At 40.2% G+C, this 26,694-nt stretch carries 24 protein-coding genes and 1 riboswitch; of the genes, 22 read left to right on the top strand and 2 right to left on the bottom strand.

The features are described from left to right. From accC to JKP71_RS00500, 8 genes are all read left to right on the top strand, one after another. Positions 1-1,368: an acetyl-CoA carboxylase biotin carboxylase subunit gene (gene accC, locus JKP71_RS00465; protein WP_200406626.1), complete on the top strand. Its 1,368-nt coding sequence runs from the start codon at positions 1-3 to the stop codon at positions 1,366-1,368. A 69-nt stretch (positions 1,369-1,437) separates the two neighbouring features. Next, positions 1,438-2,310: an acetyl-CoA carboxylase, carboxyltransferase subunit beta gene (gene accD, locus JKP71_RS00470; RefSeq protein ID WP_075525029.1), complete on the top strand. Its 873-nt coding sequence runs from the start codon at positions 1,438-1,440 to the stop codon at positions 2,308-2,310. Next, positions 2,303-3,091 (top strand): acetyl-CoA carboxylase carboxyl transferase subunit alpha, encoded by a 789-nt coding sequence (gene accA, locus JKP71_RS00475; RefSeq protein ID WP_075525028.1) that lies wholly within the window; start codon positions 2,303-2,305, stop codon positions 3,089-3,091. Before accD ends, accA begins: the two co-directional genes overlap by 8 nt. 135 nt (positions 3,092-3,226) lie before the next feature. Beyond that, entirely contained in the window at positions 3,227-4,375 is a 1,149-nt protein-coding gene (locus JKP71_RS00480) for a cystathionine gamma-synthase (RefSeq protein WP_075525027.1), read from the top strand. 39 nt (positions 4,376-4,414) lie between these two features. Beyond that, positions 4,415-5,332, top strand: a complete 918-nt coding sequence (gene cysK, locus JKP71_RS00485; protein WP_200406627.1) for a cysteine synthase A — start codon at positions 4,415-4,417, stop codon at positions 5,330-5,332. Positions 5,333-5,466: 134 nt separating this feature from the next. Then, positions 5,467-5,715 (top strand): GlsB/YeaQ/YmgE family stress response membrane protein, encoded by a 249-nt coding sequence (locus JKP71_RS00490; RefSeq protein WP_075525025.1) that lies wholly within the window; start codon positions 5,467-5,469, stop codon positions 5,713-5,715. Between the two features lie 63 nt (positions 5,716-5,778). After that, positions 5,779-6,021, top strand: a complete 243-nt coding sequence (locus JKP71_RS00495) for a CsbD family protein (RefSeq protein ID WP_075525024.1) — start codon at positions 5,779-5,781, stop codon at positions 6,019-6,021. 110 nt (positions 6,022-6,131) lie between these two features. Further along, positions 6,132-6,488: an arsenate reductase family protein gene (locus JKP71_RS00500; RefSeq protein ID WP_200406628.1), complete on the top strand. Its 357-nt coding sequence runs from the start codon at positions 6,132-6,134 to the stop codon at positions 6,486-6,488. A gap of 20 nt (positions 6,489-6,508) precedes the next feature. On the opposite strand, the gene JKP71_RS00505 is transcribed toward JKP71_RS00500, so the two are convergent. Continuing rightward, complete coding sequence (locus JKP71_RS00505) at positions 6,509-7,366, bottom strand: exodeoxyribonuclease III (protein WP_200406629.1); 858 nt, start codon at positions 7,364-7,366, stop codon at positions 6,509-6,511. Between the two features lie 176 nt (positions 7,367-7,542). On the opposite strand from JKP71_RS00505, the gene metG reads away from it, so the two are divergent. The 11 genes from metG (at position 7,543) to JKP71_RS00560 (ending at position 21,389) form a co-directional block, all read left to right on the top strand. Beyond that, the gene (metG, locus tag JKP71_RS00510) at positions 7,543-9,543 is read left to right on the top strand and encodes a methionine--tRNA ligase (protein ID WP_200406630.1); all 2,001 of its coding nucleotides are present in this window, start codon (positions 7,543-7,545) and stop codon (positions 9,541-9,543) included. Positions 9,544-9,699: 156 nt separating this feature from the next. Then, entirely contained in the window at positions 9,700-9,939 is a 240-nt protein-coding gene (locus tag JKP71_RS00515) for a DUF2829 domain-containing protein (protein WP_011835550.1), read from the top strand. A 16-nt stretch (positions 9,940-9,955) separates the two neighbouring features. After that, positions 9,956-10,687, top strand: coding sequence for a 3-oxoacyl-ACP reductase (locus JKP71_RS00520; protein ID WP_200406631.1), 732 nt, complete (start codon positions 9,956-9,958; stop codon positions 10,685-10,687). 143 nt (positions 10,688-10,830) lie between these two features. After that, positions 10,831-10,935: riboswitch (PreQ1 riboswitch) on the top strand. Further along, entirely contained in the window at positions 10,933-11,442 is a 510-nt protein-coding gene (locus tag JKP71_RS00525; RefSeq protein WP_075525019.1) for a QueT transporter family protein, read from the top strand. Its footprint overlaps the riboswitch before it by 3 nt. Positions 11,443-11,547: 105 nt before the next feature. Continuing rightward, positions 11,548-12,192: an NAD(P)-dependent oxidoreductase gene (locus JKP71_RS00530; protein ID WP_200406632.1), complete on the top strand. Its 645-nt coding sequence runs from the start codon at positions 11,548-11,550 to the stop codon at positions 12,190-12,192. 113 nt (positions 12,193-12,305) lie between these two features. Further along, a complete protein-coding gene (gene rnc, locus JKP71_RS00535; protein WP_075525017.1) occupies positions 12,306-13,001 on the top strand; it encodes a ribonuclease III in 696 nt (231 codons plus the stop codon). Beyond that, on the top strand, positions 12,991-16,527 hold the full coding sequence (smc, locus tag JKP71_RS00540) for a chromosome segregation protein SMC (RefSeq protein WP_200406633.1): 3,537 nt from the start codon (positions 12,991-12,993) through the stop codon (positions 16,525-16,527). The genes rnc and smc overlap by 11 nt, the downstream gene beginning before the upstream one ends. Before the next feature lie 268 nt (positions 16,528-16,795). After that, a complete protein-coding gene (locus tag JKP71_RS00545) occupies positions 16,796-18,940 on the top strand; it encodes an LTA synthase family protein (RefSeq protein WP_231097849.1) in 2,145 nt (714 codons plus the stop codon). A gap of 124 nt (positions 18,941-19,064) precedes the next feature. Continuing rightward, complete coding sequence (locus tag JKP71_RS00550) at positions 19,065-19,478, top strand: EbsA family protein (RefSeq protein WP_075525014.1); 414 nt, start codon at positions 19,065-19,067, stop codon at positions 19,476-19,478. Between the two features lie 49 nt (positions 19,479-19,527). Beyond that, positions 19,528-20,640 carry a YibE/F family protein gene (locus tag JKP71_RS00555; protein WP_200406634.1) on the top strand — a complete coding sequence of 371 codons (1,113 nt, stop codon included), beginning with the start codon at positions 19,528-19,530 and terminating at the stop codon, positions 20,638-20,640. Next, the gene (locus tag JKP71_RS00560; protein WP_075525012.1) at positions 20,637-21,389 is read left to right on the top strand and encodes a YibE/F family protein; all 753 of its coding nucleotides are present in this window, start codon (positions 20,637-20,639) and stop codon (positions 21,387-21,389) included. Before JKP71_RS00555 ends, JKP71_RS00560 begins: the two co-directional genes overlap by 4 nt. A 45-nt stretch (positions 21,390-21,434) precedes the next feature. Here JKP71_RS00560 and JKP71_RS00565 read toward each other — a convergent pair whose 3' ends face one another. Then, a complete protein-coding gene (locus JKP71_RS00565; protein WP_200406882.1) occupies positions 21,435-22,739 on the bottom strand; it encodes an amino acid permease in 1,305 nt (434 codons plus the stop codon). Between the two features lie 501 nt (positions 22,740-23,240). Here JKP71_RS00565 and JKP71_RS00570 point away from each other — a divergent pair. The 3 genes from JKP71_RS00570 (at position 23,241) to JKP71_RS00580 (ending at position 26,630) form a co-directional block, all read left to right on the top strand. After that, positions 23,241-24,050 carry a Cof-type HAD-IIB family hydrolase gene (locus JKP71_RS00570; RefSeq protein ID WP_200406635.1) on the top strand — a complete coding sequence of 270 codons (810 nt, stop codon included), beginning with the start codon at positions 23,241-23,243 and terminating at the stop codon, positions 24,048-24,050. A gap of 104 nt (positions 24,051-24,154) precedes the next feature. Further along, positions 24,155-25,513, top strand: a complete 1,359-nt coding sequence (gene ftsY, locus JKP71_RS00575; RefSeq protein WP_200406636.1) for a signal recognition particle-docking protein FtsY — start codon at positions 24,155-24,157, stop codon at positions 25,511-25,513. Between the two features lie 142 nt (positions 25,514-25,655). After that, positions 25,656-26,630, top strand: a complete 975-nt coding sequence (locus tag JKP71_RS00580; protein ID WP_075525008.1) for a ribose-phosphate diphosphokinase — start codon at positions 25,656-25,658, stop codon at positions 26,628-26,630. Positions 26,631-26,694: the final 64 nt, after the last annotated feature.

The following is a 26,694-nucleotide window of genomic DNA, read 5'->3' on the forward strand; positions in this document are numbered from 1 at the left end:
ATGTTTAATAAAATTTTAATTGCCAATCGTGGCGAAATTGCGGTGCGAATCATTCGCGCAGCACGTGAATTGGGGGTAGGCACGGTAGCGATTTACTCAACTGCTGACCGTGATGCCTTACATGTCCACTTGGCAGATGAAGCCATTTGTGTAGGACCAGCTAGAAGTACTGAGTCTTATCTTAATATGAACAATATTCTGTCAGCTGCTGTGGCAACTGGCGCACAAGCGATTCACCCAGGTTTTGGATTCCTTTCTGAGAATTCAAAATTTGCTCGTCTTTGTGAGGAAATGAATATTAAATTTATCGGTCCGTCAGCAAAAGTGATGGATATGATGGGTGATAAAATCAATGCGCGTGCAGAAATGATTAAAGCTGGTGTTCCTGTAACACCAGGTTCTGAGGGCGAAGTTCATACCACTGATGAAGCAGTAAAAATTGCTGAAGAAATTGGCTACCCCATCATGCTTAAAGCATCAGCTGGTGGTGGTGGTAAAGGAATTCGTAAGGTTAATAATGTTGAGGAACTTGTCCCAGCTTTTGAAGCAGCCCAAGCAGAAGCCCAAGCAGCTTTTGGTAATGGAGCCATGTTTATCGAACGAATGATTTTCCCAGCGCGTCATATTGAGGTTCAAATCTTAGGAGATAGCCATGGCAATGTGATTCATCTTGGTGAACGTGATTGTTCCTTGCAAAGAAATAACCAAAAAGTGCTTGAAGAATCTCCGTCAGTTGCAATTGGACACACTTTGCGCGAAGCAATTACATCAGCTGCAGTAAAAGCAGCAGCCCACGTGGGATATGAAAACGCGGGAACCATTGAGTTCTTACTTGATGAGTCTTCTGGTAATTTTTATTTCATGGAAATGAACACACGTGTGCAAGTTGAACATCCGGTCACAGAGTTTGTATCAGGTGTTGATATTGTCAAAGAACAAATTCGTGTAGCCAATGGCAATGCCTTGTCTGTCAAGCAAGAAGATGTGACTTTTAGTGGACATGCGATTGAATGTCGAATTAATGCGGAAAATCCTAAATTTAATTTTGCACCAAGTCCCGGAAAGATTACTAATCTTTTCTTGCCAAGTGGTGGAGTTGGTTTGCGGGTTGATAGCGCTATGTACAGTGGTTACAGCATTCCGCCCTATTATGATAGTATGATTGCTAAAGTCATTGTTCATGGTGAAAACCGTTTTGAAGCACTGATGAAAATGCAACGGGCTTTGATGGAATTTGACGTAGAAGGTGTTATCACCAATGTGGATTTCCAGCTTGAGCTCATCTCTGATCCTCACGTGGTAGCTGGTGACTATGATACAAGTTTCTTAGGAAATGTTTTTTTACCAGAATACCAAAAAGAAATCTAATGCGAAAATTTTCGCTGCTTTAATTTTAAAAATGAAGCTCCAATAAAAAAATGAGAAAAGGATGCAAAAATGGCTCTTTTCCAAAAGAAAAAATACATTAAAATTAATCCAAATCGATCAATTATCGAAAAACAGGCCGATCAGCCCGAAGTTCCAGATGAACTTTTTGCTAAATGTCCTGCTTGTAAACACACGATTTACCAAAAAGACTTAGGAAAGAACAAAGTCTGTCCTAATTGCGACTACAATTTCCGAATTACAGCTAAAGAACGTCTTGCGCTTATAGCCGACCAAGATTCCTTTGAGGAAATGTTTGTAGGGATTGAATGTGACAATCCGCTAGATTTTCCAGGTTATCCTGAAAAATTAGCAGCAACAAAAGCTAGAACTGGCCTTGACGAAGCAATCATGACAGGGGTAGCGAGTATTAAAGGTCAAAAGACAGCTCTTGCTATTATGGACTCAACCTTCATTATGGCATCAATGGGGACTGTGGTTGGAGAAAAACTAACACGACTTTTTGAGTATGCGACAGCTCAAAAACTTCCTGTCATCGTCTTTACAGCCTCAGGTGGAGCTAGAATGCAAGAAGGAATCATGTCTTTAATGCAGATGGCCAAAACATCGGCGGCAGTAAAGCGTCATTCCAACGCAGGTCTGCTTTATATTACGGTGCTAACTGATCCGACAACTGGCGGAGTGACAGCGTCCTTTGCAAGTTTAGGGGATATTATTCTTGCTGAACCTCAATCTTTGATTGGCTTTGCTGGAAGACGGGTTATCGAGCAAACGGTTCGCCAAACGTTACCAGATGATTTCCAAAAAGCCGAGTTCTTGTTACAACATGGTTTTGTTGATGCAATCGTCAAACGGACAGATTTGCGCAAAAAGCTGAGTTTACTTTTAGCACTTCATTCGGATTTGGAGGGAAACAATGCCTGAAATTAAGAAGACGAAAAAAGAAACGCAGGAAAACATTGCGGAGATTATCAATAAAGCGCGTGCAGCTGATCGGATTTCAGCCCGAGATATCATTGCGCAAGTTTTTACTGACTTTTTTGAACTGCATGGTGACCGCCAATTAACAGATGATGAAGCAATTGTGGGTGGTATCGCACGTTTTGCTGGCCAACCCGTTACGGTTATTGGGATTCAAAAAGGACACAACCTAGCAGAAAATTTAGCGACTAATTTTGGTCAGCCTTCTCCCAATGGCTACCGAAAAGCACTACGTTTGATGAAACAAGCTGAAAAATTTGGTCGACCAGTTGTTACTTTTGTAAATACGGCAGGCGCTTATCCAGGGATTGAAGCCGAAGAACGTGGACAAGGAGAAGCTATCGCGCGTAACTTATTGGAAATGTCCGATCTCCGAGTGCCTATCATTACGTTTATTACTGGTGAAGGTGGGTCAGGTGGAGCATTGGCCTTAGCTGTTGCCAATAAAGTTTATATTTTGGAAAACGCTGTTTATTCTGTCCTTTCACCGGAAGGATTTGCAACTATTTTGTGGAAAGATGGCTCCCGGCGTGATGAAGCAGCTGAGCTGATGAAAATCACAGCCCCTCATCTCTTTGAAATGGGACTGGTCGAAGGCATCATTGCAGAAGACAATCTGATTGAAAACATCAAAAATCAATTATCAAAAGCTCTGACAGAGCTGTCAGTAATGTCAGTTGAAGCACTGACTGAGCAACGTTATCAACGTTTTAGAAAATATTAAAAATGAGCATATTTTGCTCATTTTTTATTTTTTAACCGATAAAAATAATGAATCCTGTGATAAAAAAATCTTATGGCAAGCACGTGAATTTCATGTTATTTTATAAAGAGCACATAAAAAGAAAAGGAAGAAGAAATGACCAATTTAAAAACAAAAGTGATTCATGGGGGGATTGCTACGGACTCTACAACAGGAGCTGTTTCTGTTCCTATTTACCAAACTTCCACCTATCAGCAAGATGCCCTGGGCCAGCCTAAAGCCTATGAGTATTCGCGTTCTGGAAACCCTACACGTCATGCGCTTGAGCGTTTGATTGCAGATCTGGAAGGGGGCATTCAAGGGTTTGCTTTTGGCTCTGGACTAGCTGGGATACATGCAGTCCTCTCGATGTTTTCTGCTGGAGATCATATCATTCTTGCTGATGATGTCTATGGTGGGACATTTCGTTTAATGGATAAAGTCATGACGAAAGTAGGGCTTACGTATGATTTGATTGATTTAAGCGACCTTGAAGCATTTTCAAACGCATTTACTCCTCAAACAAAAGCAGTTTACTTTGAGACACCTTCCAATCCATTACTTAAAATCTTGGATATCGCAACAATTTCAAAAATTGCTAAAGCACATCATGCCTTAACGCTAGTTGATAATACCTTTGCAACGCCTTACCTCCAACAACCTCTTCTTTTAGGCGCAGATGTAGTTTTGCATTCGGCGACAAAATACTTGGGTGGACATTCTGATGTAGTTGCTGGACTTGTGACAACTCACTCGCAGGAGCTTGCGCAACAGATTGGGTTTTTACAAAACTCAATTGGTGCGGTCCTTGGTCCACAAGATAGCTGGTTAGTTCAGCGGGGAATTAAGACACTGGCTTTACGGATGGATGCGCACAGTGCAAATGCCTTTAAAATTGCAAGTTATTTAGAGGAAAATTTAGCAGTTGCAAAAGTCTATTATCCGGGACTTGACCAACATTTGGGGCATGCGATTGCTCAAAAGCAAATGCGTGATTTCGGAGGGATGGTCTCTTTTGAATTAGTAAATGAAGCAGGTGTTAAACGCTTTGTTGAAAAACTCAAATATTTCACTTTGGCAGAATCGCTCGGAGGAGTCGAGAGTCTAGTTGAAGTACCAGCCATTATGACACATGCTTCAATTCCAAAAGAAATTCGTGAAACAATCGGGATCAAAGATGGATTAATCCGCCTATCCGTAGGTGTAGAAGATATTGCAGACTTGCTTGAGGATTTGCAGCAAGCGCTTGAAGCTGTAAATGCTTAGGGCAGACAGGCTTATCTTAGGTGAGGTAGCAGAGCAGAGATGACTAAAATCATAGAAAACATTACACATTTAATCGGTGAAAGCCCTATTGTTCAATTGAGCCATACGCCTAAAGAGAGTGCAAAAATTTATCTAAAGCTTGAACGGTTTAATCCTGGTGGATCTGTAAAAGATCGTATTGCCTTAAGTATGGTCAAAGCTGCCGAAAGGCAAGGCTTACTTAAACCAGGGGGCACTATCGTTGAGCCAACATCTGGAAATACGGGAATTGGACTTGCAATGGTGGGCGCAGCACTAGGATACAAAGTGGTGATTATTATGCCTGATAATTATTCAAAAGAACGTCAGCAGTTAATCAAGGCATATGGTGCTCAACTCGTTTTGACACCAGCATCCCAAGGCATCCAGGCGGCTATAGATCTTGCGGCCACATATGTCAGAGAAAAAGGTTGGTATATGCCGATGCAGTTTGAAAATGTTGCAAATAGTGCAGCCCACGAATTAACGACAGGCCCTGAGATATGGCGAGCTTTCAAAGAAGAAGGCTTAAACGCTTTTGTGGCAGGTGCGGGAACAGGTGGAACTATCTCTGGAGTATCTCACTACCTTAAACAAAAAGACCTTTCGGTAGAAACCTATGTGGTAGAACCTGGCGAATCGCCTATATTATCTGGTGGAACAAGTGGTTCCCACCGGATACAGGGAATCGGTATTCCTTTTTTATCTCCTAACCTTGATACTCAGGCCTATGATTATGTTGTTGATGTCATGAGCGATCAGGCCCTCGAAATGGCCAGAGTAATTGCTAAAGAAGAAGGCATATTGATTGGAATTTCTGGAGGAGCTGCAGTTTGGGCAGCCTACCAAATTGCAAAAAAATTAGGTCCTGGTAAAAAAGTATTGGCGCTTTGCCCTGATAGTGGGGAACGTTACCTTTCAACAGAACTTTATTCTTAAAACACTGACTCTTTAGGGTCAGTGTTTTATATATTACAATTTTTAAGAAGTTGTGAGCAGTTTTCTGTACTTTTTATATGTCAGGTGTTAAAATAAGAAGTAGGTTAAAACTAAATAATAAAGGAGGAAAAAGAATGCATTTTATTTGGTCATTAATCGTCGGAGGTGTCATTGGTCTTATTGCTGGAGCAATCACAAGCCGCGGTGCAAAAATGGGAATTATCAGTAATATTTTGGCGGGTTTAATTGGTTCTGCGATCGGTGAAGGACTCCTCGGACATTGGGGTCCACAATTAGCTGGTATGGCAATTTTACCATCCATTATTGGTGCGGTAATTCTAGTATTAGTTGTTTCTGCAATCTTTGGACGAGCAAAAAATTAAAAACTCGTAAAGTTTAAGAAACAAAATGAGAATTAAGTTAATAAAAAATTAGGAGGTCTTACTATGACTTTGAATGACAAACTTGACGCTACTAAAGATAAAACTTCTGGTAAAATCAAAGAAACTACTGGTAAAGTAACAGGTGACGAAAAGCTTGAGGCTAAAGGTAAAGCTGAAGGTTTACTTGGTAAAGCTAAAGAAGGACTTGGTCATCTTAAAGACAAAGCCTCTGACGTGGCTGAAGATGTTGCTGACAAGTTTAACGATGGTGTTGACTCAGCAAAACATAAAAAGGATCATGAATAGTCCCTACATATTTTTTATCAATAAAACCTGAGCATTGGCTCGGGTTTTCTGGTTTACTCCTTGGCGTTTTTCTTATGGTATAATATAAAAAAAAGCGTTAAGGAGAAAAAATGTATACGTTTTACTGGTACCCAAAATGTTCCACTTGTCAGAAAGCCAAACGCAAGCTTGATGAGATGGGGATTGCTTACGAAGCGATTGATCTTAAACTTACTCCGCCGACAAGTACTCAGTTGATGGACTGGTTCATACAAGACAAGTTTCCAATAAAAAAATTTTTTAATAGTAGTGGACTTGTTTATCGTGACCTCCAGCTTAAAGATCAGTTACCCACAATGGCGACAACAGATAAGGCAGAACTGCTGGCCTCTAATGGAATGTTGATAAAGCGTCCTTTACTCATTAAAGATGGGAAAATTGTCCAAATAGGTTATAAAGAAAGTGACTATGAAGCAATTAAAAAATGAGTGTCTGAGACACTCATTTTTTAAAGTTCAACTTCTAGGAGGATAGGCACATGGTCGAGGCGTTCGCCCGAATCGAGGGGTTCAGAGCTTCGGACACCTTCTGCAATACGATTAGAAACGAGCCAGTAATCAATTCTCCAACCAGAGTTATTGAGTTTTGAGGTTTTCGCACGTTGTGCAAACCAAGTGTAGATACTACGTCCTTCAGCAAAGAAGTGTTCAACATTACCGTGGATGTAACGGAAAGTATCCGTGAAACCTGCTTCTAGGAGTTGTCCAAATTTTTCACGTTCTTGGTCAGTAAATCCAGCGGAATTGTGGTTACCACGGGGATTGGCAAGGTCAATTTCGGTGTAAGCGGCATTGAAATCACCGCAAGCAAAGACAGGTTTCTGTACATCAAGACTTGCGAGGTATTCCCGATACTTATCATCCCAGATTCCACGTAAATCAAGTCTTGTCAAGCCTTCTTGGGCATTCGGTGTATAAACAGTTGTAACAAAAAATGCGGGGAATTCTAAGGTGATGATGCGTCCTTCGGCATCCATTGGTTCAGGAGCGCCGATTTCTGGAAAAGTGATGGTCGGCTCAGGTAGCGTTTCTTTGTAGAGGACAAGTGTACCCGAGTAGCCTTTGCGGGCTGGTTCAACAGAAGAACGCCAGACTAATTTATACCCTTTAAAAATTTCTTCTAGGGCTTCTAAATGTGGCTTTTTAGGTCCTGTAGCGGGAAGCTTCGTTTCTTGAATGGCTAAGACATCTGGCTGTGCTGCGGCAAGTTGTTTTACGACAGCGAGTGAAAGTGCTGCACGTTCAGAAGTACCTGTCAAAGCAGCATTGAGTGAATCAATATTCCATGAGATAAATTTGTATTTCATAACTTTTCCTTCTTTAGGAAGGCTACCGAGGAGATTTGTTAGGGTAGTCTATCCATTTACTTAACAATTATTATAACAAACTTAGCCGGTCAAAGCGATATCGGAGCTTTTTTGATATAATGAAGAGGAGAAAATTCTCAAAATAACGAGTTTCATTCGCTCGGAGAGGACTTAAAATGACTGAAAATAAAACTTTTTACATTACAACACCAATCTATTATCCTTCTGGGAAACTTCATTTGGGCTCAAGCTATACAACCATCGCTTGCGACGTGCTTGCGCGTTACAAACGGTTGATGGGCTTTGATACTTTTTATTTAACAGGGCTTGATGAACACGGCATGAAAATTCAACGAAAAGCCGAAGAATTGGGAATGACCCCTAAAGAATACTTGGACCCAATGGCAGCTGATGTTCAAGAATTATGGAAAAAATTGGACATTTCTTATGATAAATTTATCCGTACGACAGACACTTATCATGAAGAAGCCGTTCAAAAAATCTTTGAAAAATTACTGGAACAAGATGACATTTACTTAGGTAAATATGCGGGTTGGTATTCTGTTTCTGATGAAGAATTTTTCACTGAAACACAATTGGAAGAAGTTTTTAAAGATGAAGCGGGCAACGTGACTGGTGGGATTGCACCCTCTGGTCATGAAGTAGAATGGGTTGAAGAAGAATCTTATTTCTTCCGTATGGGCAAATATGCAGATTGGCTCCTTGAGTTTTATGAAGCTAACCCTACCTTTATTGAGCCGGCCATTCGTAAAAATGAAATGATTAATAATTTCATTAAACCAGGATTGGAAGATTTGGCCGTTTCTCGGACAACTTTCACTTGGGGAATTCCTGTAAAATCAAATCCAAAACATGTGGTTTATGTTTGGTTGGATGCGCTCTTTAACTACGTGACAGCTCTAGGATTTTATGGTGATGACGACTCACTTTATAAAAAATTCTGGCCTGGTGTCAATATGGTCGGAAAAGAAATTGTTCGTTTCCACACGATTTATTGGCCAATTTTCTGTAAAGCTCTAGGAATTGAACCACCAAAACAAGTTTTCGCTCATGGATGGCTCTTGATGAAAGACGGAAAAATGTCTAAATCAAAAGGAAATGTTGTTTATCCTGAGATGTTGATTGAACGCTATGGCCTTGATGCGGTTCGTTATTATTTGATGCGTGCGATTTCTTTTGGACAAGATGGCATTTTCACTCCAGAAGACTTTGTGGGACGGATTAATTTTGATTTGGCCAATGATTTGGGGAATTTGCTGAATCGTACCGTTTCAATGATTAACAAATACAATGATGGTAAGATTGAAAACACAGGAGTTTCGACTGAATTTGATGCAAGTTTGGAAGAAGTGGTTGAAGAAACAATTAGTAATTTCCATAAAGCAATGGATAAATTTGAATTCAACGTGGCTTTGGCTGATGTATGGACATTGATTTCAAGAACAAATAAATATATTGATGAAACAGCACCTTGGGTCCTTGCTAAATCAGAAGATGACAAAGCAAAATTGAATAATGTTTTGTATCATTTGGCAGAAAATTTACGAATTGCTGGTAGCCTTTTACAACCCTTTATGCGTGCAACTTCAGGTAAAATCTTTGAGCAATTGGGAATGGATGAAGTATCATTTTCACTTGAAAATCTTGCTTTTGGCTATTCATTTACTCATCTTGTAGTAGCAAAAGGTCAACCTATTTTCCCGCGTCTTGATGTGGAAGAAGAGGTTGCTTATATTAAATTACAAATGGCTGGCGGCTCAGCGGAATCCGCTGAGGTGGCAGATGAGTGGGTGCCTGAAGAAGTTGAATTGAATTTAACTTTACCACAAATTAAGTTTGATGATTTTGAAAAGATTGAACTAAAAGTTGCCGAAGTGCTTGAAGTAGAACCTGTTGAAGGTTCTGATAAATTGTTGAGATTTAAGTTGGATGCTGGTGATTCTGAACCCCGTCAAATCTTGTCAGGCATTGCACAATTCTATCCCAATGAACAAGAATTAGTAGGTAAAAAATTACAAATCGTAGCCAACTTGAAACCACGTAAAATGATGAAAAAATACGTTTCACAAGGAATGATTTTGTCAGCCGAATTTGATGGAAAATTGCGTGTCTTGACCGTTGATGATGATGTTCCTGCTGGTTCGTTGATTGGGTAATCGGCATTTAATATTTTACTTACAGCTCTGTCAGTAAAATGCGATTGAATAATGAGCATTTTAGATGTAGATAAAGGAATTGTTAGCTCTGCTGACAATTCTATCAGTAATATCAAGAGGGGCGAAAGCCCCTTTTTAAACAATATGGAGGAAAAAATGACTTTTGAAGAAGCATTAGCTTTACTTAAAGCTGGGAAAAAAGTAGTTAGAACACAAGGTTGGTCTGGTGCCGAAAATTATGTTAAACTCTATGATTCGATTGTTTTAGAATCTGGTGAGAAGCTGGAAGTTACCCCTTATTTCTTGATTAATGTCTCGGGAGAGGGTGAAGGTTTTTCAATGTGGGCCCCAACGCCTTGCGACGTTTTGGCTGATGATTGGGCCTTGGTTGAATAGAGTGATAGGCTACAAAATGAAATTTTCTGGGAAAAAAGTGCTCATTACAGGTGCTGCCAGTGGTATTGGCTTGGCTCAAACAAAAGTATTTTTAGCCGAAGGCGCAGAGGTTGTCGCTGTGGACTTACAAGAATTTACTGACGAATCTGTCAGTAATTCAAAAAATCTGTCAGTAAAAATTCTTGATGTTTCCGATGAAAAATCAGTTGAAAAATTGGCTGACGAAGTGGGAAGTATTGATGTTTTACTCAATACAGCGGGCGTTTTGGATGCTTATAAAACTTTGGAAGAAACTGATTTCTCACTTTGGCAAAGTATTTTATCAACGAATCTCAATTCAATGTATTTGATGATTTCAGCATTCTTGCCAAAAATGAAAGCTCAAAAATCAGGAGTCATTATCAATATGGCTTCAGTTGCGGGCTTGGTTGCTGGTGGTGGTGGCGTCGCTTATACGGCCAGTAAACATGCCATTGTTGGGTTGACAAAACAGTTAGCTTTGGATGAAGCACAACACGGAATTCAAGTAGCAGCCATCGCTCCAGGTGCCATCAATACACCGATGAATGCGGCTGATTTTACTGAAAATAATGGTCAGATGGCCCAATGGGTAGCCGATGAGACACCAGCTAAACGATGGGCTAGCCCTCGCGAAGTGGCTGATTTGACCCTCTTTTTAGCAAGCCCCCAAGCCTCTTATATGTCGGGAGCAATTGTTCCGATTGATGGTGGCTGGACCATCAAATAAGTTGCTGACCAGCTGGTCAGTAATAAAAAAGGGCTGGATAAGCTGTTTGTTCTCAATATTAAGATTTACCAAGTGATAAGCACGAAAGATTTCTCCCATTCGCTCAAAGGGAAATGTTTCAGTGCTTTTCATTTATTGTAAATTTTGCTAAAATAAAACCGTTGCTCAATTGTGAGTCAACCCTTGAGCCTTCTTCCCTTTGCTCAAGCATATTATATGCGGTTTGGCCGCTAAAGGAGAATTTTTTGAAAAACTCAAAAACTTATGATTTGGTCACGATTGCAATTGTGGCTGCCCTCTACGTTATTTTAACTGTTACCCCAGGATTGAATGCAATGAGTTACGGTCCTGTCCAATTTCGGATTTCTGAAATGCTCAATTTTACCGCTTTTTTTAATAAAAAATATATTATTGCGGTAACCATAGGTTGCATGATTTCCAATTTTTTAAGCTTTACCTGGGTCGATGTAATCGTGGGTGGACTTTCAACCCTTGTCTTTTTGACACTTGGTGTTCTTTTATTTGATCGTTTTAAAAATCGTTATTTCTTTAATGGTAAATTAAATCAAGCTTTTTTGTACTTTGCCGTTTTCTTTTCTCTGAGCATGTTTACGATTGCGCTGGAGTTAAAAGTAGTAGCAGGGGCGCCATTTTGGATCACCTGGCTGACAATGGGGTTGGGTGAATTTGCGAGTTTACTTGTGGGTGCTTTCGTGATGGACCATCTTGGTCGACGAATAAATCTCGCCCGTTAATAAAAAAATAAAAGTGGCTTGTGCCACTTTTTTTGAACTTATCCAAAAGTTTTAGACTATGCTTTTGTTATAATTAAAAATAAATAAAAGAATGGAGTGGAAAAGATGAAAAAAATTGCAGTCATCGGAGCAAGTGGCAAAGTGGGCACTTTAGTGTCCCAAAAAGCGATGGCAAAAGGTTTTGAAGTCACTGCTTATGTGCGACAAGCCAGTCGTTTAAAAACTGAGGTTTCAAAGGTCGTTGAAAAAGATCTTTTTGATTTGCAACTTTCAGATTTGGAAGGCTTTGATGCGATTGTCTTAGCTTATCGGGCACCCCAAGGGCAGGAAAAAGATTATTCGAAAGTCGCTTTTCATTTAACGGATTTGTTGGCTCAAAGCCAAACGCGACTAATTGTCGTGGGAGGTGCAGGGTCAATGTACCTAGATGATGAACGGATGACACGCTTAGTGGATACGCTGCCCAAAACGCTCCCTTATTATCCGACAGTCAATCAAATGGCTATTGCGAGTCTCATCTTTAAAAATTCCGCAGCTAATGTAACTTTCTTTTCGCCCGCAGAATTTTTTGATCCAGAAGGTAAAGAAACGGGTAACTATACTTTAACGAATGATATTTTGGGACATAATGCTGCTGGTGAAAGTCGAATTTCTTATGCGGATTATGCGTCTGCACTGGTTGCAATGATTGAAGAGGGGCGTTATCAAAATGAACATATCGGTATTTATGAAAACGAGAAGAGAAGCTGAAAAGCCTCTTTTTTTCAGCAGTATACGTCAAACTGACGCCCCAAAAATTGTTATTTTTTGGTATAATAAGGGATAAAACTAAAAAAATGTATTTTCATAAAAGGGAGGCTTTTATGCTCAAGCTCCAAGAAAAACTAAAAAATGATTATGGTCTGGTTTTCTCAGATGAGGAACTTTTAAAGACTGCATTTACTCACTCCTCATATACTAATGAAGAACGGCTCCCAAAGGTTGCAAACAACGAACGTTTGGAGTTTTTGGGAGACGTCGCTTTGTCATTGGTCATTTCTGATTATCTCTATCGGACTTACCCTGAAAAGTTAGAAGGTGAACTCTCCAAGATGCGCTCCAGTATTGTCCGAACAGAGTCTTTAGCAAACTTTTCACGTCGTTGTGGCTTTGGTGAGTTTTTAAGACTCGGCCATGGTGAAGAAAAAATGGGAGGACGCAATCGAGAAACGACTTTAGAAAACCTTTTTGAGGCTTTTTTAGGGGCACTTTTTATTGATCAAGGGATGGACGAAGTACGACGCTTTATCTACCGGGTAGTGGTCCCACATGTTAAAGCTGATGATTATGTTAAAGTGGTGGACTACAAGACGGAACTTCAAGAGATATTGCAAATGGGTGGTGAAACAACCATCACTTATAAAATCCTGGAAGAAGAAGGTCCAGCCCACGATCGTTCTTTTGTTGCTGCCGTTTACAATAATGGTAAAGAGCTAGGACGTGGGATTGGGAAATCAAAGAAAGTAGCTGAACAAAAAGCAGCTGAAGATGCGATAAAAGGGCAGAACCATGTATCTTAAAAAAATGGAAATTGTCGGATTCAAGTCATTTGCCGACCGCACGACGATTGCCTTTGACCAAGGAATAACCGCAGTAGTTGGTCCAAATGGATCTGGGAAATCTAATATCGTTGAAGCCCTACGCTGGGTGTTGGGTGAACAATCGGCAAAATCACTTCGTGGCGGAAAAATGCCAGATGTGATTTTTTCTGGTACAGAAAAACGGCGTGCGCTTAATTATGCAGAAGTTACTGCTCACTTTGATAACAGCGATCATTACTTGCAAGGACAGGATGAACAAGAAGAAGTTGTCATTACACGTCGCCTTTATCGCAATGGGGATTCAGAATTTCTGATGAATGGGCATAAATGCCGTCTGCGTGATATTCATGATCTTTTTACCGATACAGGACTTGGTCGTGATTCTTTATCAATCATTTCCCAAGGACGTATCGAGTCTGTCTTCAATTCAAAACCTGAGGAACGTCGCGCGATTTTTGAGGAAGCAGCGGGCGTTTTGAAATATAAAAACCGGCGCAATGAAACGCAATCCAAGCTTCAGGCCACACAGGATAATCTGGATCGGCTTGAGGACATTATCTTTGAGTTAAATGGACAGTTAGTTCCATTGCAGGCTCAACGAGATGTCGCTTTGCGTTTTAAGACCTTGGATGCTTCACGTCAGAAACTGGCACTCGCTGTTCTAGTGGGACAACTTACAGCTGGTAAAGCACAGTATGAAACGATTAAAGCTGAACTTGAAGAGGTTACGCAACAGCTGACCGGTCTGTCAGCACGGCAAAAAACTTATGAGGACCAGTTGAGCGACTTGCGTAAGCAAAGACGTGCTGTAGAAACTGAGCAAGAAAACTTACAAGCTGATCAGCTAAACTTTTCCAATTTAAAAGCAGATTTGACAAGAAAAATTGAACTTTTTGATGTGCAAAAAGATTCTTCACAGAAAACTGCGGCGGAGCGAAAGCAGCGTTTACAAGTTTTAAACGAACGAAAAGAAGCTACCCACCAAAGATTAGCTGAATTGAAAACGAAGACCGCTCAGTTAACAGCCGAAAAAACGCAACTTGATCAGCAACTGACAGCACTGTCAGCCGAATTAGCCAATCTGTCAGAAAATCCAGAAACCCTTATGGAACGCTTACGAGATGAATTTGTTCGTTTGGTCAGCCAAGAAGCGGAACTCTCGAATGAGATGGTGCGTAACAAGGCAGAGATCGAACAATTGACTCGCCAACAGTCTGAACAGAATGAATCAGCTCGTGAAAATCTGATAAAATTTGAAAAGGTAAGCCAACAGGTAGCACAAGTTAAAGCCAATCTGGCTCAACTTCAAGATGAGATTGCTGAACGTTTAGCGACTTTTGAGAAAAAAAGTACTGCTGAAAAAGAAGAAGCCGCACGTGAACGTGAGGCACAAAACGCTCTTTATGATCACTTGCAAACACTTAATCAGCAAAAAGCTCGGTTGAGCTCCTTACAAAACATTCGTGATAGCCACAGCAATCTCTTTGCTGGCGTTAGGGCGGTGATGCAAAATGCAGACCAGCTGGGTGGTGTGATTGGTGTTGTTGCCGATTTGCTATCTTTTGATAGTCAGTATACCACGGCAATTGATATTGCTCTTGGTGGAGGAAGTCAAAATATCATTACTGAGGATGAAAATGCCGCCAAGCGAGCCATTGCTTTTTTGCGTGAACGTCGCTTAGGCCGAGCAACTTTCTTGCCCCTTACAACCATAAAAGCCCGCACGTTCAATGGACTTGAACGTATTAAAAAAATGCCTGGTTTTATTAACTTGGCGATTGATTTGGTCCAGTTTGATCCCCGTTTGAAAAAAGCCATGCAGTCACTTTTAGGCACGACGCTCATCGTGGATAATAGCGAAAATGCTACGGCGATTGCTCGCATGATGAACTATAGCGTGCGGATTGTGACGGTAGACGGTACTCAAATCAACCCAGGTGGTTCTTATGCAGGAGGGGCTGGTAAACGCAATACAACTACCTTTACAACCGTTGAGTTAGAACAACTTCAAGCCCAACTTTCTACTTCTGAAGCCCAGCTCAAGGCAGCCGAAAAAGCGGTGCAAGTCGCTCAAAAAGCACGAGCACAAATCCTTGAAGAGTTGGAACAGCTCAAAGCTGAGGGTGAAGAAAAGCGCTTTGCTGAGCAGTCCCTGCAGCTTCAACTGACCCAATTAGAAGACCAAAAAGCCACTTTAGAGCAGCTGACCGGTCTGTCAGTACAAAAAGAAGCCTCAGGTCAACTTGCCGAACTTAACCAACAAAATCAAAAGACTGCGAAGCAGTTGGCGATAATTGGCGAACGAAAAGTGGCGATTGAACAAGAGCTTGAGGCAGTGAAATCAAATAGCCAGGCTCACAAAGCGTTACATAGTGCTAAAACCCAAGCTCAAACAGCTGCCAAGCTCCGACAATCAGAGGTCAGCAGTGCGCTACGCTATAACAAAACTGATGAAGAACGTTTACTGACAGAGCTGTCAGCTCTAGCAGAAGAACAAAAACAACTGTCTCATTTGCTCAACCCTGTCAACTTTGACGAAACGGAACGAAACCATTTTGCTGAACAACTAAAGGAAGTGGAAGCTCGACTCGGTGCGTTGAATGTGCGTCTGGTCAGTCTTAAATTTGAACGGGAAGATATCGCGGCACAGATGGAAGACTTGGAACAACATCATCAGGATTTTATCCAGCAAAATCAAACCTTCAATAATCAAAAAACGCGTTTAGAAATGCAAGTTGAACAGCTTGAAGCACAAATAATGCATCTGCAAGAAAGCTTGACGAGCGAGCATCAGATGAGTTTTGCAGAGGCAAAAGCTCAAGTAGAGGTTCTCGATAATCTGAGTCAAGCTGAACAGGAGCTCAAACAATTAGAGCGTCAAATCCGGGCGCTTGGTCCGATTAATTTGGATGCCATTGCTCAATATGAAGAGGTCAGTGAACGCTTCAACTTTTTGTCCAGCCAAAAAGAAGATTTATTGGAAGCCAAAACCTTGTTGCTCTCCACGATTGACGAGATGAATGATGAAGTGAAAATCCGCTTTAAGGCAAGTTTTGAAGCAATTCGTGAAAGTTTTAAAACCACTTTTGCACAAATGTTTGCAGGAGGCCAAGCCGATCTGGAATTAACCAGTGACAACTTACTGGAAGCTGGTGTGGAGATCAATGTCCAGCCCCCTGGAAAAAAATTGGCTAGTCTCAATCTGATGAGTGGGGGAGAAAAAGCCCTCACTGCCTTAGCCCTCATTTTTGCGATTTTGCGTGTACGGACGGTGCCTTTTGTAGTGCTCGATGAAGTAGAGGCGGCGCTTGATGAAGCGAATGTCAAACGGTTTGGAGATTATATGAACCATTTTGATAATAGCAATCAGTTTATCGTGGTTACTCATCGTCGTGGAACGATGGCTGCTGCGGGTGCGATGTATGGTGTTACGATGGCAGATGCTGGAGTTTCTAAGATGATTTCGATCAAGCTTAATTCAGCCGAAACTCAAACTTTAAGCTAGCTTTAACTTAAAATTGTTATACTAAAAACTGAATTTTTTACAGGACTTGCTCAAGGGTGTGATTCGCATTTTGATTGCCTCTCACGCTTAAAAAGCGTATAATTTAAGCAAATACCATGTAAAATAAAGCACAAGTTTTTATGTTTAAAATGAAAATTTGTAGTGGTTATTGCCTTTGTTTGAACACTGTTTCTCAGAGGTTACTACAATTTCGTAACTTATTTTCTAAATAGGGAAACGAAATAAATCTATTTTTGGGGTTATAAAATTGAAAAAATTACTTTCTGCTTTCAACACACGTGTTGGTTTGCTTAGTTTTCTTGTCTTTTTTGTCTGGGCCAAATCAATGCTTGCCTATTTTGGAGTATTTAACCTCCGAGGCGTTGGTCCAGCTGAATTTTTGTTGATGATCATCAACCCGATTGGCTTTACAGCAACTTGTTTTGCGCTGTTGCTCTTTATCAGAAGGACTTCCCTCTTTTATCTTGCAACGCTTGTCCTTGGGATTGGTGCAAATTTCTTACTTTATTTGAATGTTCTCTATTACCGAGAATTCAGTGATTTTATCACGATTGATACGATGACAGGTGGAGCAGGAATGTTCCAACATGGCTTTGATTTTGGATCGGTTCCTGTCCATTTAATGGATTGGCTTTACTGGATTGATCTTGTGGTTATTATCGTTTTATTAATCGCAAAGAAAATGAAATTTGACCAACGCCCTGTTGGGGCAAAGCGCGCATTCACCTTCTTCTCGATGGGATTAGCATTGTTTGGGCTTAACTTTTGGTTTGGAGATTTCAATAAAAATCAATTGATTATGCGTCGAGCACAGTCTGATAAAACCTATGTCGTTCGCTACTTAGGCTTGGGGCCTTGGATTTTGACCGATGGTTATTATACAAATTTAGCAAATACACAACGTAAAGATGCTAGTAAAGAAAGCCTGGAAGAGATTCAAAAATATATTGCTTCCAACCGTTATCTAGCCCCTAATATGAAAATGTATGGGATTGCTAAAAACCGGAATGTCATTGAGATTCACTTGGAATCTTTCCAACAAGCTTTGATTGATTTGAAAATCAAAGGGACAGATGGTAAGGAACATGTTGTTACGCCGTTTTTGAACTCGATCTATCATTCCAATTCTACCTATTCATTTAGTAACTTCTTTAACCAGGTTGGTCAAGGGAAAACATCCGATGCTGAAAACTTGCTTGAGACTTCAACGTTTGGTTTACCTGCTGGCTCGCTCTTTGCTAAATACGGATCCACTCAAACTTTCCAAGCCATGCCTGCAATCTTGAATCAAACCGATGGTTACAGTTCAGCTGTCTTTCACGGGAATGTTGGTGCGTTCTACAACCGTTTAAACACCTACAAACAAATGGGTTATCAAAACTTCTTTGATCAAAGCTTCTTTGATAACTCTGCTTCAAATATGAGTCCTTGGGGAATTAAAGATAAATTACTCTTCCGGGATTCAGTACCCATGCTTGAACAGATGCAACAGCCTTTCTATGCTAAATATCTAACGGTGACCAACCACTTGACTTATACGATGGATGACGAAGATAAGGATCCAAATTTTGCAACCGTTGATTCGGGTAATAAATTGGTTGATGGTTACTTTGAAACGGCTCATTATCTCGATCAAGCTGTGGAGCAATTTTACGCTTATCTGAAAAAATCAGGGCTTTATGACAAGTCAATCATTGTCCTTTATGGGGACCATTACGGTATCTCAGGTAGTGATAATAAAGCTTTTGCCCCATATGTTGGCTACGATGCGGATACATTCAATAACTACGACAACACGATGCTCCAACGCACACCGTTTATGATTGACGTGCCAGGACGTACAGATGGTCACATCATCGATACTTATGTGGGACAAGTTGATGTGATGCCTACTTTAGAGCATTTGATGGGCATAGATACTTCAAAATATGTTCAATTTGGCCAAGATATGTTTGCATCAGGTCGTCAAGACTTTGTTGCCTTGCGAAATGGGGGATTTGTGACCCCAACCATTACTTTACCGACATTAAATAGCCGTTACTATTACGATACGCAAACGGGCTTACAGATTGAAAACTTAACGCCAGAGCAAGAAACTTATGTGAAAGAAACTAAACAGAAAGTAGCCGATCTATTGGCAGCTTCGGATAAGTTAAATAATCAAAATCTCTTGAGGTTCTATACCCCTACAGGCTTTACACCAGTTGATGCAAAAGATTACAGCTATACGGTGAAAGATACTGAAAAACGTCTGAAGAAAGAGAATGAAGATTTGTCGGCTAAATCAAATAGTTTATTGAGCCAAAATCAAGGAAAATCAACTTTACCAGACTACACGACGGATATTCCCGAAGTGAAAAAAGGTGAAGATGAAGTCAAAGTTAAAGATTAAACAAAAAAATTCCGTCAGTTACTGACCAGGCTGTCAGTAACTTTCTCAGGTAAAATGCAGCGTCAAAAGAGAGTAAAACTTATCTTTATGGCTTTTACCTTAACGGACATGAAGAGAGGAATCAATGAAAACAGGATATTTTCTCCCAGTTTCACTTAATCATCGATTAGTATGGCTCTGGGGTATCATCATTTTGAGTTTCGAGCGTACACTTTTTTATGAGCTAGATAAACAAGGCAATTGGTTTTTGACCACCTTGGCAATTCTTTCTTACCTGGTCTTTGTTGTACTGATTTGGCCGCACCGTTTCTTTATATCGGAAGGTCAACTTCATTTCACAACATTCCCTCGGGTTAAAATGAAAAGTATTGAACTAAAGTATATTTCGGCCATTCGGGTCAGAAAGTTCGGCTTTGAATTTAGCTATGCGGGGAAACGTTATCAATTTTTGACTTTTGGTAAGTCAAAACAAACTTTGGCAAGTTTACAAGAAGTACTCGATGCTTCTCAAGAAAAGATACTCGAGGCAAAAGCCTAAGAAGAGACGGCACTATTGCCGTCTTTTCTTTTTTGAAAGTAGAAAATTTATGAATATAAAATGGCTTTTAAAAAAAATGATCCTGCCCATTTTGATTGCACTTTGTGTTTTTGTGCTGGTCAGTCATGATCATTTTCTTTATCATTCACCTGTAGGAAAAATTACGGCGGTTAAAACACTTAGTTCGCATGAAGTGAGTGATGATTTTCAAAATAAAGATCGACAAATTGTTCAAGAACTCCAGGTTAAAATACTTAACGACAATAAAAAAACACTGACACTGCAAAATACAACGACCAGTTCACAAACAACTGACCAACTTTTTCGCGTCGGTCAGCAGGTGATTTTACAAAAGATTGCTGGACAAGTCCAAATCGTTTCCCTCAAAAGAGATGCTTTAATCAGTGCCTTACTGGTTTTATTCATCGGTTTTTTAATCAGTTTCCAACGTTTGCGCGCTTCCCTATTTTTGTTGGCCTCTTTGGTGCTGAATCTCATTTATTTTGTGAGTGTGATTGCGTTTAATGTTTCTTTTAATCCACCTGTCCTTTTCCTTTTTGCTTTTTTATCCGCTTTATTTGCTGCATCATCCCTTTTGTTTGTGCTTGGCCCAACTCGACAAATGGTTTATACTTTTATCACCACGGCACTTACGACTTTTATTACATTTGCTGTGACTTTGCTGGTGTTAAAGCTGACAGGCAACCACGGAGTCCATTTCGAATACTTAGAATATGTGACGCAAAACCCTTCAGAATTTTTCTTTGTCGGCACAATGATTTCTGTACTGGGTGCCATTATGGATGGGACGGGAGACATCGTTGCTGGACTTTTTGGTCTTGCTAGACAAAATGAATTGAATCAGATTAACATGACAAAAAAAGATTATATCCGCTCTGGGATGTCCATTGGCCAAGAAATCATTGGTACCTTGACCAATGTTCTATTTATGATTTTTATGGCCGAGGCGCTTCCTATGACTTTGTTGCTTTTGAGAAATGGGAACACGTGGGGATATATCGCAACGGTTGGGCTCAATCTTGGACTCCTTCAAACAATTATTTCGGCCATCGGTATTGTTCTTGCCGTCCCTATTACCGCAATTGTGACCAGTTTTGGGCTTGTACGTATGCATAGAAAAAGCGAGGTGCACCCTATATGAATTCACTTTTAGTCTTATTAATCCTTCTTATAGCTTTAATGCTTTTAGTGGCACGCCAAGATGGCTTGAGAAATTTGATTGGATTGGCCCTTAATTTTGGTGCAATCTTTGTCTTGATTACACTGATAGCTTGGGGATTTAATGCCATTCTTGTACTGACAGTGCTGTCAGCGATTATTTTGGCCATAGCAATCTTTATGTCTGCTGATGAAAGTGAAGTCACGCTTATTGCTTTTAAAACGAGTTTGATCGTAGTGCTCGTTTTATTAGGCTTGGCGGTACTTGTACAGCTAGTGGGTCAATTTCAAGGTTTTGCTGCAGAAGATGTGGATGAACTTGAAAATCTCTCGCTTGCAGTGGGATTAAACTTTTCAAATGTTGCCATTGTAGTGATTGTGATTTCTATGTTAGGAGCTGTCGCTGAATCGGCCATGGCGCTGACGGCGAGCTTATCAGAAGTGGTAGAACAGGATGAAGCCATGACTTTGCCTCAATTTATCAATCAGCGGCGAATTATTTCACAACAAATTTTGGGAACAGCTGTCAATACGCTATTTTTTGGTGTTTTAGGCTCAACAGTAGGTTTAATTTTATGGTTTGTTCGCCTTCATTATCGATGGGCGGATATCTTTAATTCGAAACTTTTGATGGCTGAGGTCGCTGCCATGTTAGTGGGTATGCTAGGTATTCTTTTTTCTATTTGGTTAGCCGGCTATTTTGTTCAAAAGAATTTTGAAAAATCCCTTTAAATTTTACTGACAGCGTGGTCAGTAAAGAAAAAGACCCGTTTGTTTTTAAAGCTCATCAGCAGGCTTAGAGCGGCGATAGCTAAAGAGAATAATCAGATAGAGTGCACCAGTAAAGAGGGTAACCCCTATTGGATTGGTCAATAATATCCCAATGAAAATCAAGACAAGTGCAAGCATTGCGCCTAAGCTCATGCTTTTCGCTGACCAAACTCGTTTTTTCAATGCCAGTAGAAAGCCAGCTAAGCTGATTAAAAACCATACCAGTAATACTGTGTAGGATAAAGAACCTGCTAAATAATTGAACAGACGATCCCCAAGGAAATAAGAGAGGACTACTCCGATATAGAGCGTGCCTGAACAAAATAAAACGGCACGTTGTGGGACTTGCTTGCGGTTAAGTTTAGCAATATGACCTGATAAACGACTAGGTCGCTGTTTTAAACGGAAAAATAAGAGGCGAGAAGAGGCATAAATTCCCGAATTTATTGATGAAAAGAGTGCTAGAACAATGATAAAATTCACCAAATCACTCGCAAATGGCAGGTGCATTTTGTTAAAAACCATCACGAAAGGACTCATGGAGGAGGCCGCTAAAGTCTGCCAACTGTAGATAAGTAACAATAAGAACATCGGAACAATATAAAAAGAAATGATGCGTCCGATAACTCCTCGAATTGCTTTGGGAATAGCCTTTTTAGGATTCTCCGTTTCACTAACAGTGATGGCGATTAATTCAGAGCCCCCATAAGAATAAATTACAATCAAGAGTGAATTCATCACGCCTTTGAATCCATGGGGAGCAAAGCCACCATGAGCAGTGAGACCCGACAGTGCAGTAACCAGATTGGCGTGAAAGACCATCTGAGCCACTAAAAAGAGACCAAATAAGATAAGCAAAATAATGACACTAATTTTGATAAAAGCCAACCAATATTCTGTTTCAGCAAAGAAAGTGACCGAAAACAGATTAATCAGTGAAGTCAAAGCAGCGATGATTAAAACAAAAATCCAAGTGGGCACCTGAGCAAACCAGAGTTGTAAAAAACTCGCTGCCGCAACAGCTTCGGCGATAATATTAATCATCCATAAAGACCAATAAACCCAGTCAGTAAAATCAGCTGCGCGTGCGCCGAGATAAGGCTGAACTAGACCAGACAAGCCATGTGGATTTTCAGAAGACAAAATCAACTGCTCCAGGCTTTTCATGACGAAAAATAAGACCAAGCCACCTAAAAAGTAAGCAACTAAGACGGCAGGCCCTGCAGATTCAATTGCTGAAGCACTCCCTTTAAATAAACCAGCCCCAATAGCTCCTCCTAGAGCAATCATGGCAATATGACGTGACGTCATTCTCTTTTTTAATGTGTGTGTAATTTCCAAATTTTTTTCCTTTCATTTAACAAACACTTAGTAATTTTACTCTTATTTTTTGATTTAGCTTCCCTCCTTCTTAATTGACATCAAAAAAAGACGCCCTGAGGACGTCTTTTTGTCCTCATCATGACCAAACGCCAAAGAGGACTCACACTGATAGCAAGATGTTGCTAGCGTGAGCCCTCCTTCAACAACAAGTTAAAAGTGGCATTAATTGGAGTCATGTTTAGGACCTCTGTATTTTAATTATTACTAGTTTAATTAAAAAACTTTGCTTTGTCAAATCTTTTTATGAAATTTCAAGAAATATTAGAAAGGAGATTAAAGTACACATTCAGGAGTTTTAGAAGTTTCAAGGAGAAAGTGATTACTTGTTTTACCCAAAAATAAAGCAAATTTCTTTACCAGTTCTTCTTTTCGCTGTGAAATTAATAACCATTATTGAGCCATAGTGACACGGTATGGTATAATAAAACAATGAAGAATGAAATTAAATTGGTAGCGCTTGATTTAGATGGTACCTTATTAAACTCCTCGAAAGAAATTTCAGCAGAAAATGTCTCAGCGATTGAAGCGGCTCGAAAAAAAGATGTTCACGTTGTTTTGACAACAGGGCGCCCTTTAGTAGCCATCCAACCTTATTTGAAACGGCTTGAAATGCTGGATTTTAAAGATTTTAGTATCACTTTTAATGGAGGATTGGTCCAACGTAATACAGGACAAATTGTTTCGAAGAAAAGTTTTTCCTATGAGCAGATTTCAGCAATTAAACGCTTAACCACCGCACTTGATTTACCTTGTGATATTCTGAGTGAGGAAAAAGTATTTGTGACTAAAAGTGCGGTAGCTTCACAGTATGAAACTTTAAATAAATTGCTCACTTTTATGAAGATGGACTTTGCTGATGTCCCTCAGAATGTTGTTTACAATAAAATTGTTTCCTGTACAGAAAAAGAATTATTGGATCAACGACTCGCTGAGATTCCTGAGCGTTATTTCGAAGAATTTGAAGTTTTTAAAACACAAGCAAAATTACTAGAATTTATGCCAAAAGGGATTAATAAAGCCTATGGTCTCACTCAACTCATCCATCAGTTAGATTTGAAACCAGAAAATGTGATGGCAATGGGGGACGAGGCCAATGACCTTTCGATGATCGCATGGGCAGGCTATGGTGTGGCAATGGCGAATGCGGTACCTGCTGTAAAAGAAGAGGCCAAAATTATTTCCGACTGGACCAATGATCAACACGCAGTAGCCAAAGTGCTTGAAACGTACGTCCTTTAAAGATGACTGATGGACGTAAAGCTTGAAGTTTTAAAAGTAGTGACCTCTATCAGAAAATAAAGTGTAAAATAGAATGAACTCGGTTCATTTAAAAGGAGAAAAAAGTGGGACTTTTTGACCGATTATTTGGTAAGAAAAAACAAGAAGAACAAGTAGTAAATGAAGAACAACTTGCAGCAGATCAGCAAGAACAAATCACTGATGAGCCTGTCAGTACAGTTATTGAAGAGAAAAAGCACGCTGACCAAAAAGTAGAACAAAAAGAGGAATCTGTCGTTCCTAAAGAGGGGCTATCGTCAGCCCAACCCAAGGACAGTGAACAAGTGCTACCTCGTCCGACCGCTGAACCTACATTAGTCAATCCATCAGAAGAAACTTCCGAAAACGAGGAAGTATCAGCTGAGCCTGTTGTAACAGAGCCACAGATCAAACCTACTTCTGATATGCCGGTCAGTCCTATTGCTGAGCCTGTTGCAGAAGAGGAAGATATCGTGATTGATATTGATGCCTTAGCTGATATCTTTACTCAATCTCGCGAAGAAACTGAAAAAAAATATGAACAATCGCTTTCCCTGACCCGTAAGACTTTTGCGGATGGGTTCAATGAACTTTTTGCAAATTTCCGTACCGTGGATGAGGAATTCTTTGAAGAACTTGAAGAAACCTTAATCATGTCCGATGTGGGTGTGGATTTGGCGATGGAAATTACTGAGGAATTACGTAAAGAAGCCAAATTAGTTAATGCTAAATCCACGGATGATTTACGTCAACTGATTATTGAAAAAATTGTTGATAAGTTTGACGGGGAAAAACTCCCTTCACGTCTGGATATTCAACCAGAAGGTTTAACGGTTTTACTTTTTGTTGGGGTAAATGGTGTTGGGAAAACAACGACGATTGGTAAACTTGCTGCGCGGTACAAAAATGAAGGAAAACGCGTTTTACTTGCCGCTGCCGACACTTTCCGGGCAGGTGCTATTGATCAATTAGTTGAATGGGGCAATCGTTCCGCAGTTGAAGTAGTCACAAAACCAGCGGGTTCAGATCCAGCAGCAGTTGTTTTTGACGCTCTCGCAAAAGCTAAAGCTGACAATTATGATATTTTACTTGTGGACACTGCGGGTCGTTTGCAAAATAAAGATAATCTGATGAAAGAGCTGGAAAAAATTGGTAAAGTGATTAAACGAGAAATTCCAGATGCTCCGCATGAAACGATTTTGGCACTTGATGCAACAACAGGCCAAAATGCCATTCAACAAGCCAAAGAATTTTCTGCCGTCACACCGATTTCAGGAATCGCTCTGACCAAACTTGATGGTTCAGCAAAAGGTGGGATTGTTTTATCCATCGTGCAAAGTCTTAAAATTCCGGTCAAATTAATCGGTTTGGGCGAAAAACTTAATGATTTACAGGATTTTGATGAAGAATTCTTTGTCAGAGGCCTTTTCAAAGAATTGTTATAATCAATAAATAAAAGGGAGAAATAAAATAGCTCCTTTTTATTTTATTTTCCATCACGGTTTGAAAAAATTGAAAATTTAAGGTAAAATAAGAATACATAAAATTGAACCTCTGTGTTCTGTAGGAATTAAAGAAAGGCTCTTCATGTCGTATTCAAATTTGAAGTTGTTTTCGCTCTCTTCCAACCATGAATTAGCACAAAAAGTTGCTAAAGAAATCGGAATTGAGCTCGGAAAAGTAAGCGTTGGTGCTCACTCAGATGGCGAAACTATCGTACATATTGATGAATCAGTCCGTGGTGACCATGTATTCATCCTTCAGTCAACAAGTGACCCTGTCAATGATAACCTGATGGAACTTTTGATCATGATGGATGCCTTACGTCGTGCCTCAGCTGCATCAATTAACATCGTCTTGCCTTATTATGGTTATGCTCGTCAAGACCGTAAAGCGCGTGCGCGTGAACCAATCACCTCTAAACTTGTAGCAAACATGCTTCAAATTGCTGGTGCAGACCGTCTGATTACATTTGACCTTCACGCTCCCCAAATTCAAGGATTCTTCAATATTCCTGTTGACCACTTGATGGGTTCACCATTGATTGCGGAATATTTCCGCCGTCAACTGGTCTATGCTGGTGATGATATCGTAGTCGTTTCACCTGACCATGGTGGAGTTGGACGTGCACGTAAGTTGGCTAATTTCTTGAAAGCACCACTTGCTATTATTGACAAACGCCGTCCACGTGCAAATGTCGCAGAAATCATGAACATTATCGGGGATGTAAAAGGTAAAAAATGTATCTTAATTGATGATATGATTGACACTGCCGGTACCATCACCCTCGCTGCGAATGCTCTGAAAGAATTGGGTGCAACAGAAGTCTATGCGTCATGTACGCACGCCGTACTTTCAGGACCAGCAATCGAGCGCATTAATAATTCAGCAATTACTAAACTTGTTGTTTTGGACACCATCGAAATGCCAGAAGAACGTCAAAGTGAAAAAATTGTTAAGTTATCAATTGCACACTTGCTTGCTGACGCAATTATCCGCATTCATGAAAGTCGTCCCTTGTCACCACTTTATGAATTGCATCTTCCTTCAGAACAAATCTAAAAGCTGATGTTTTTCCTCACTTACTTGGCTTATACAGAGCTAAGTCGAGAGAGGATAATAGCAG

It is taken from the genome of Lactococcus taiwanensis (assembly GCF_014905395.1).
GTDB classification, from domain to species: Bacteria; Bacillota; Bacilli; order Lactobacillales; family Streptococcaceae; genus Lactococcus; species Lactococcus taiwanensis.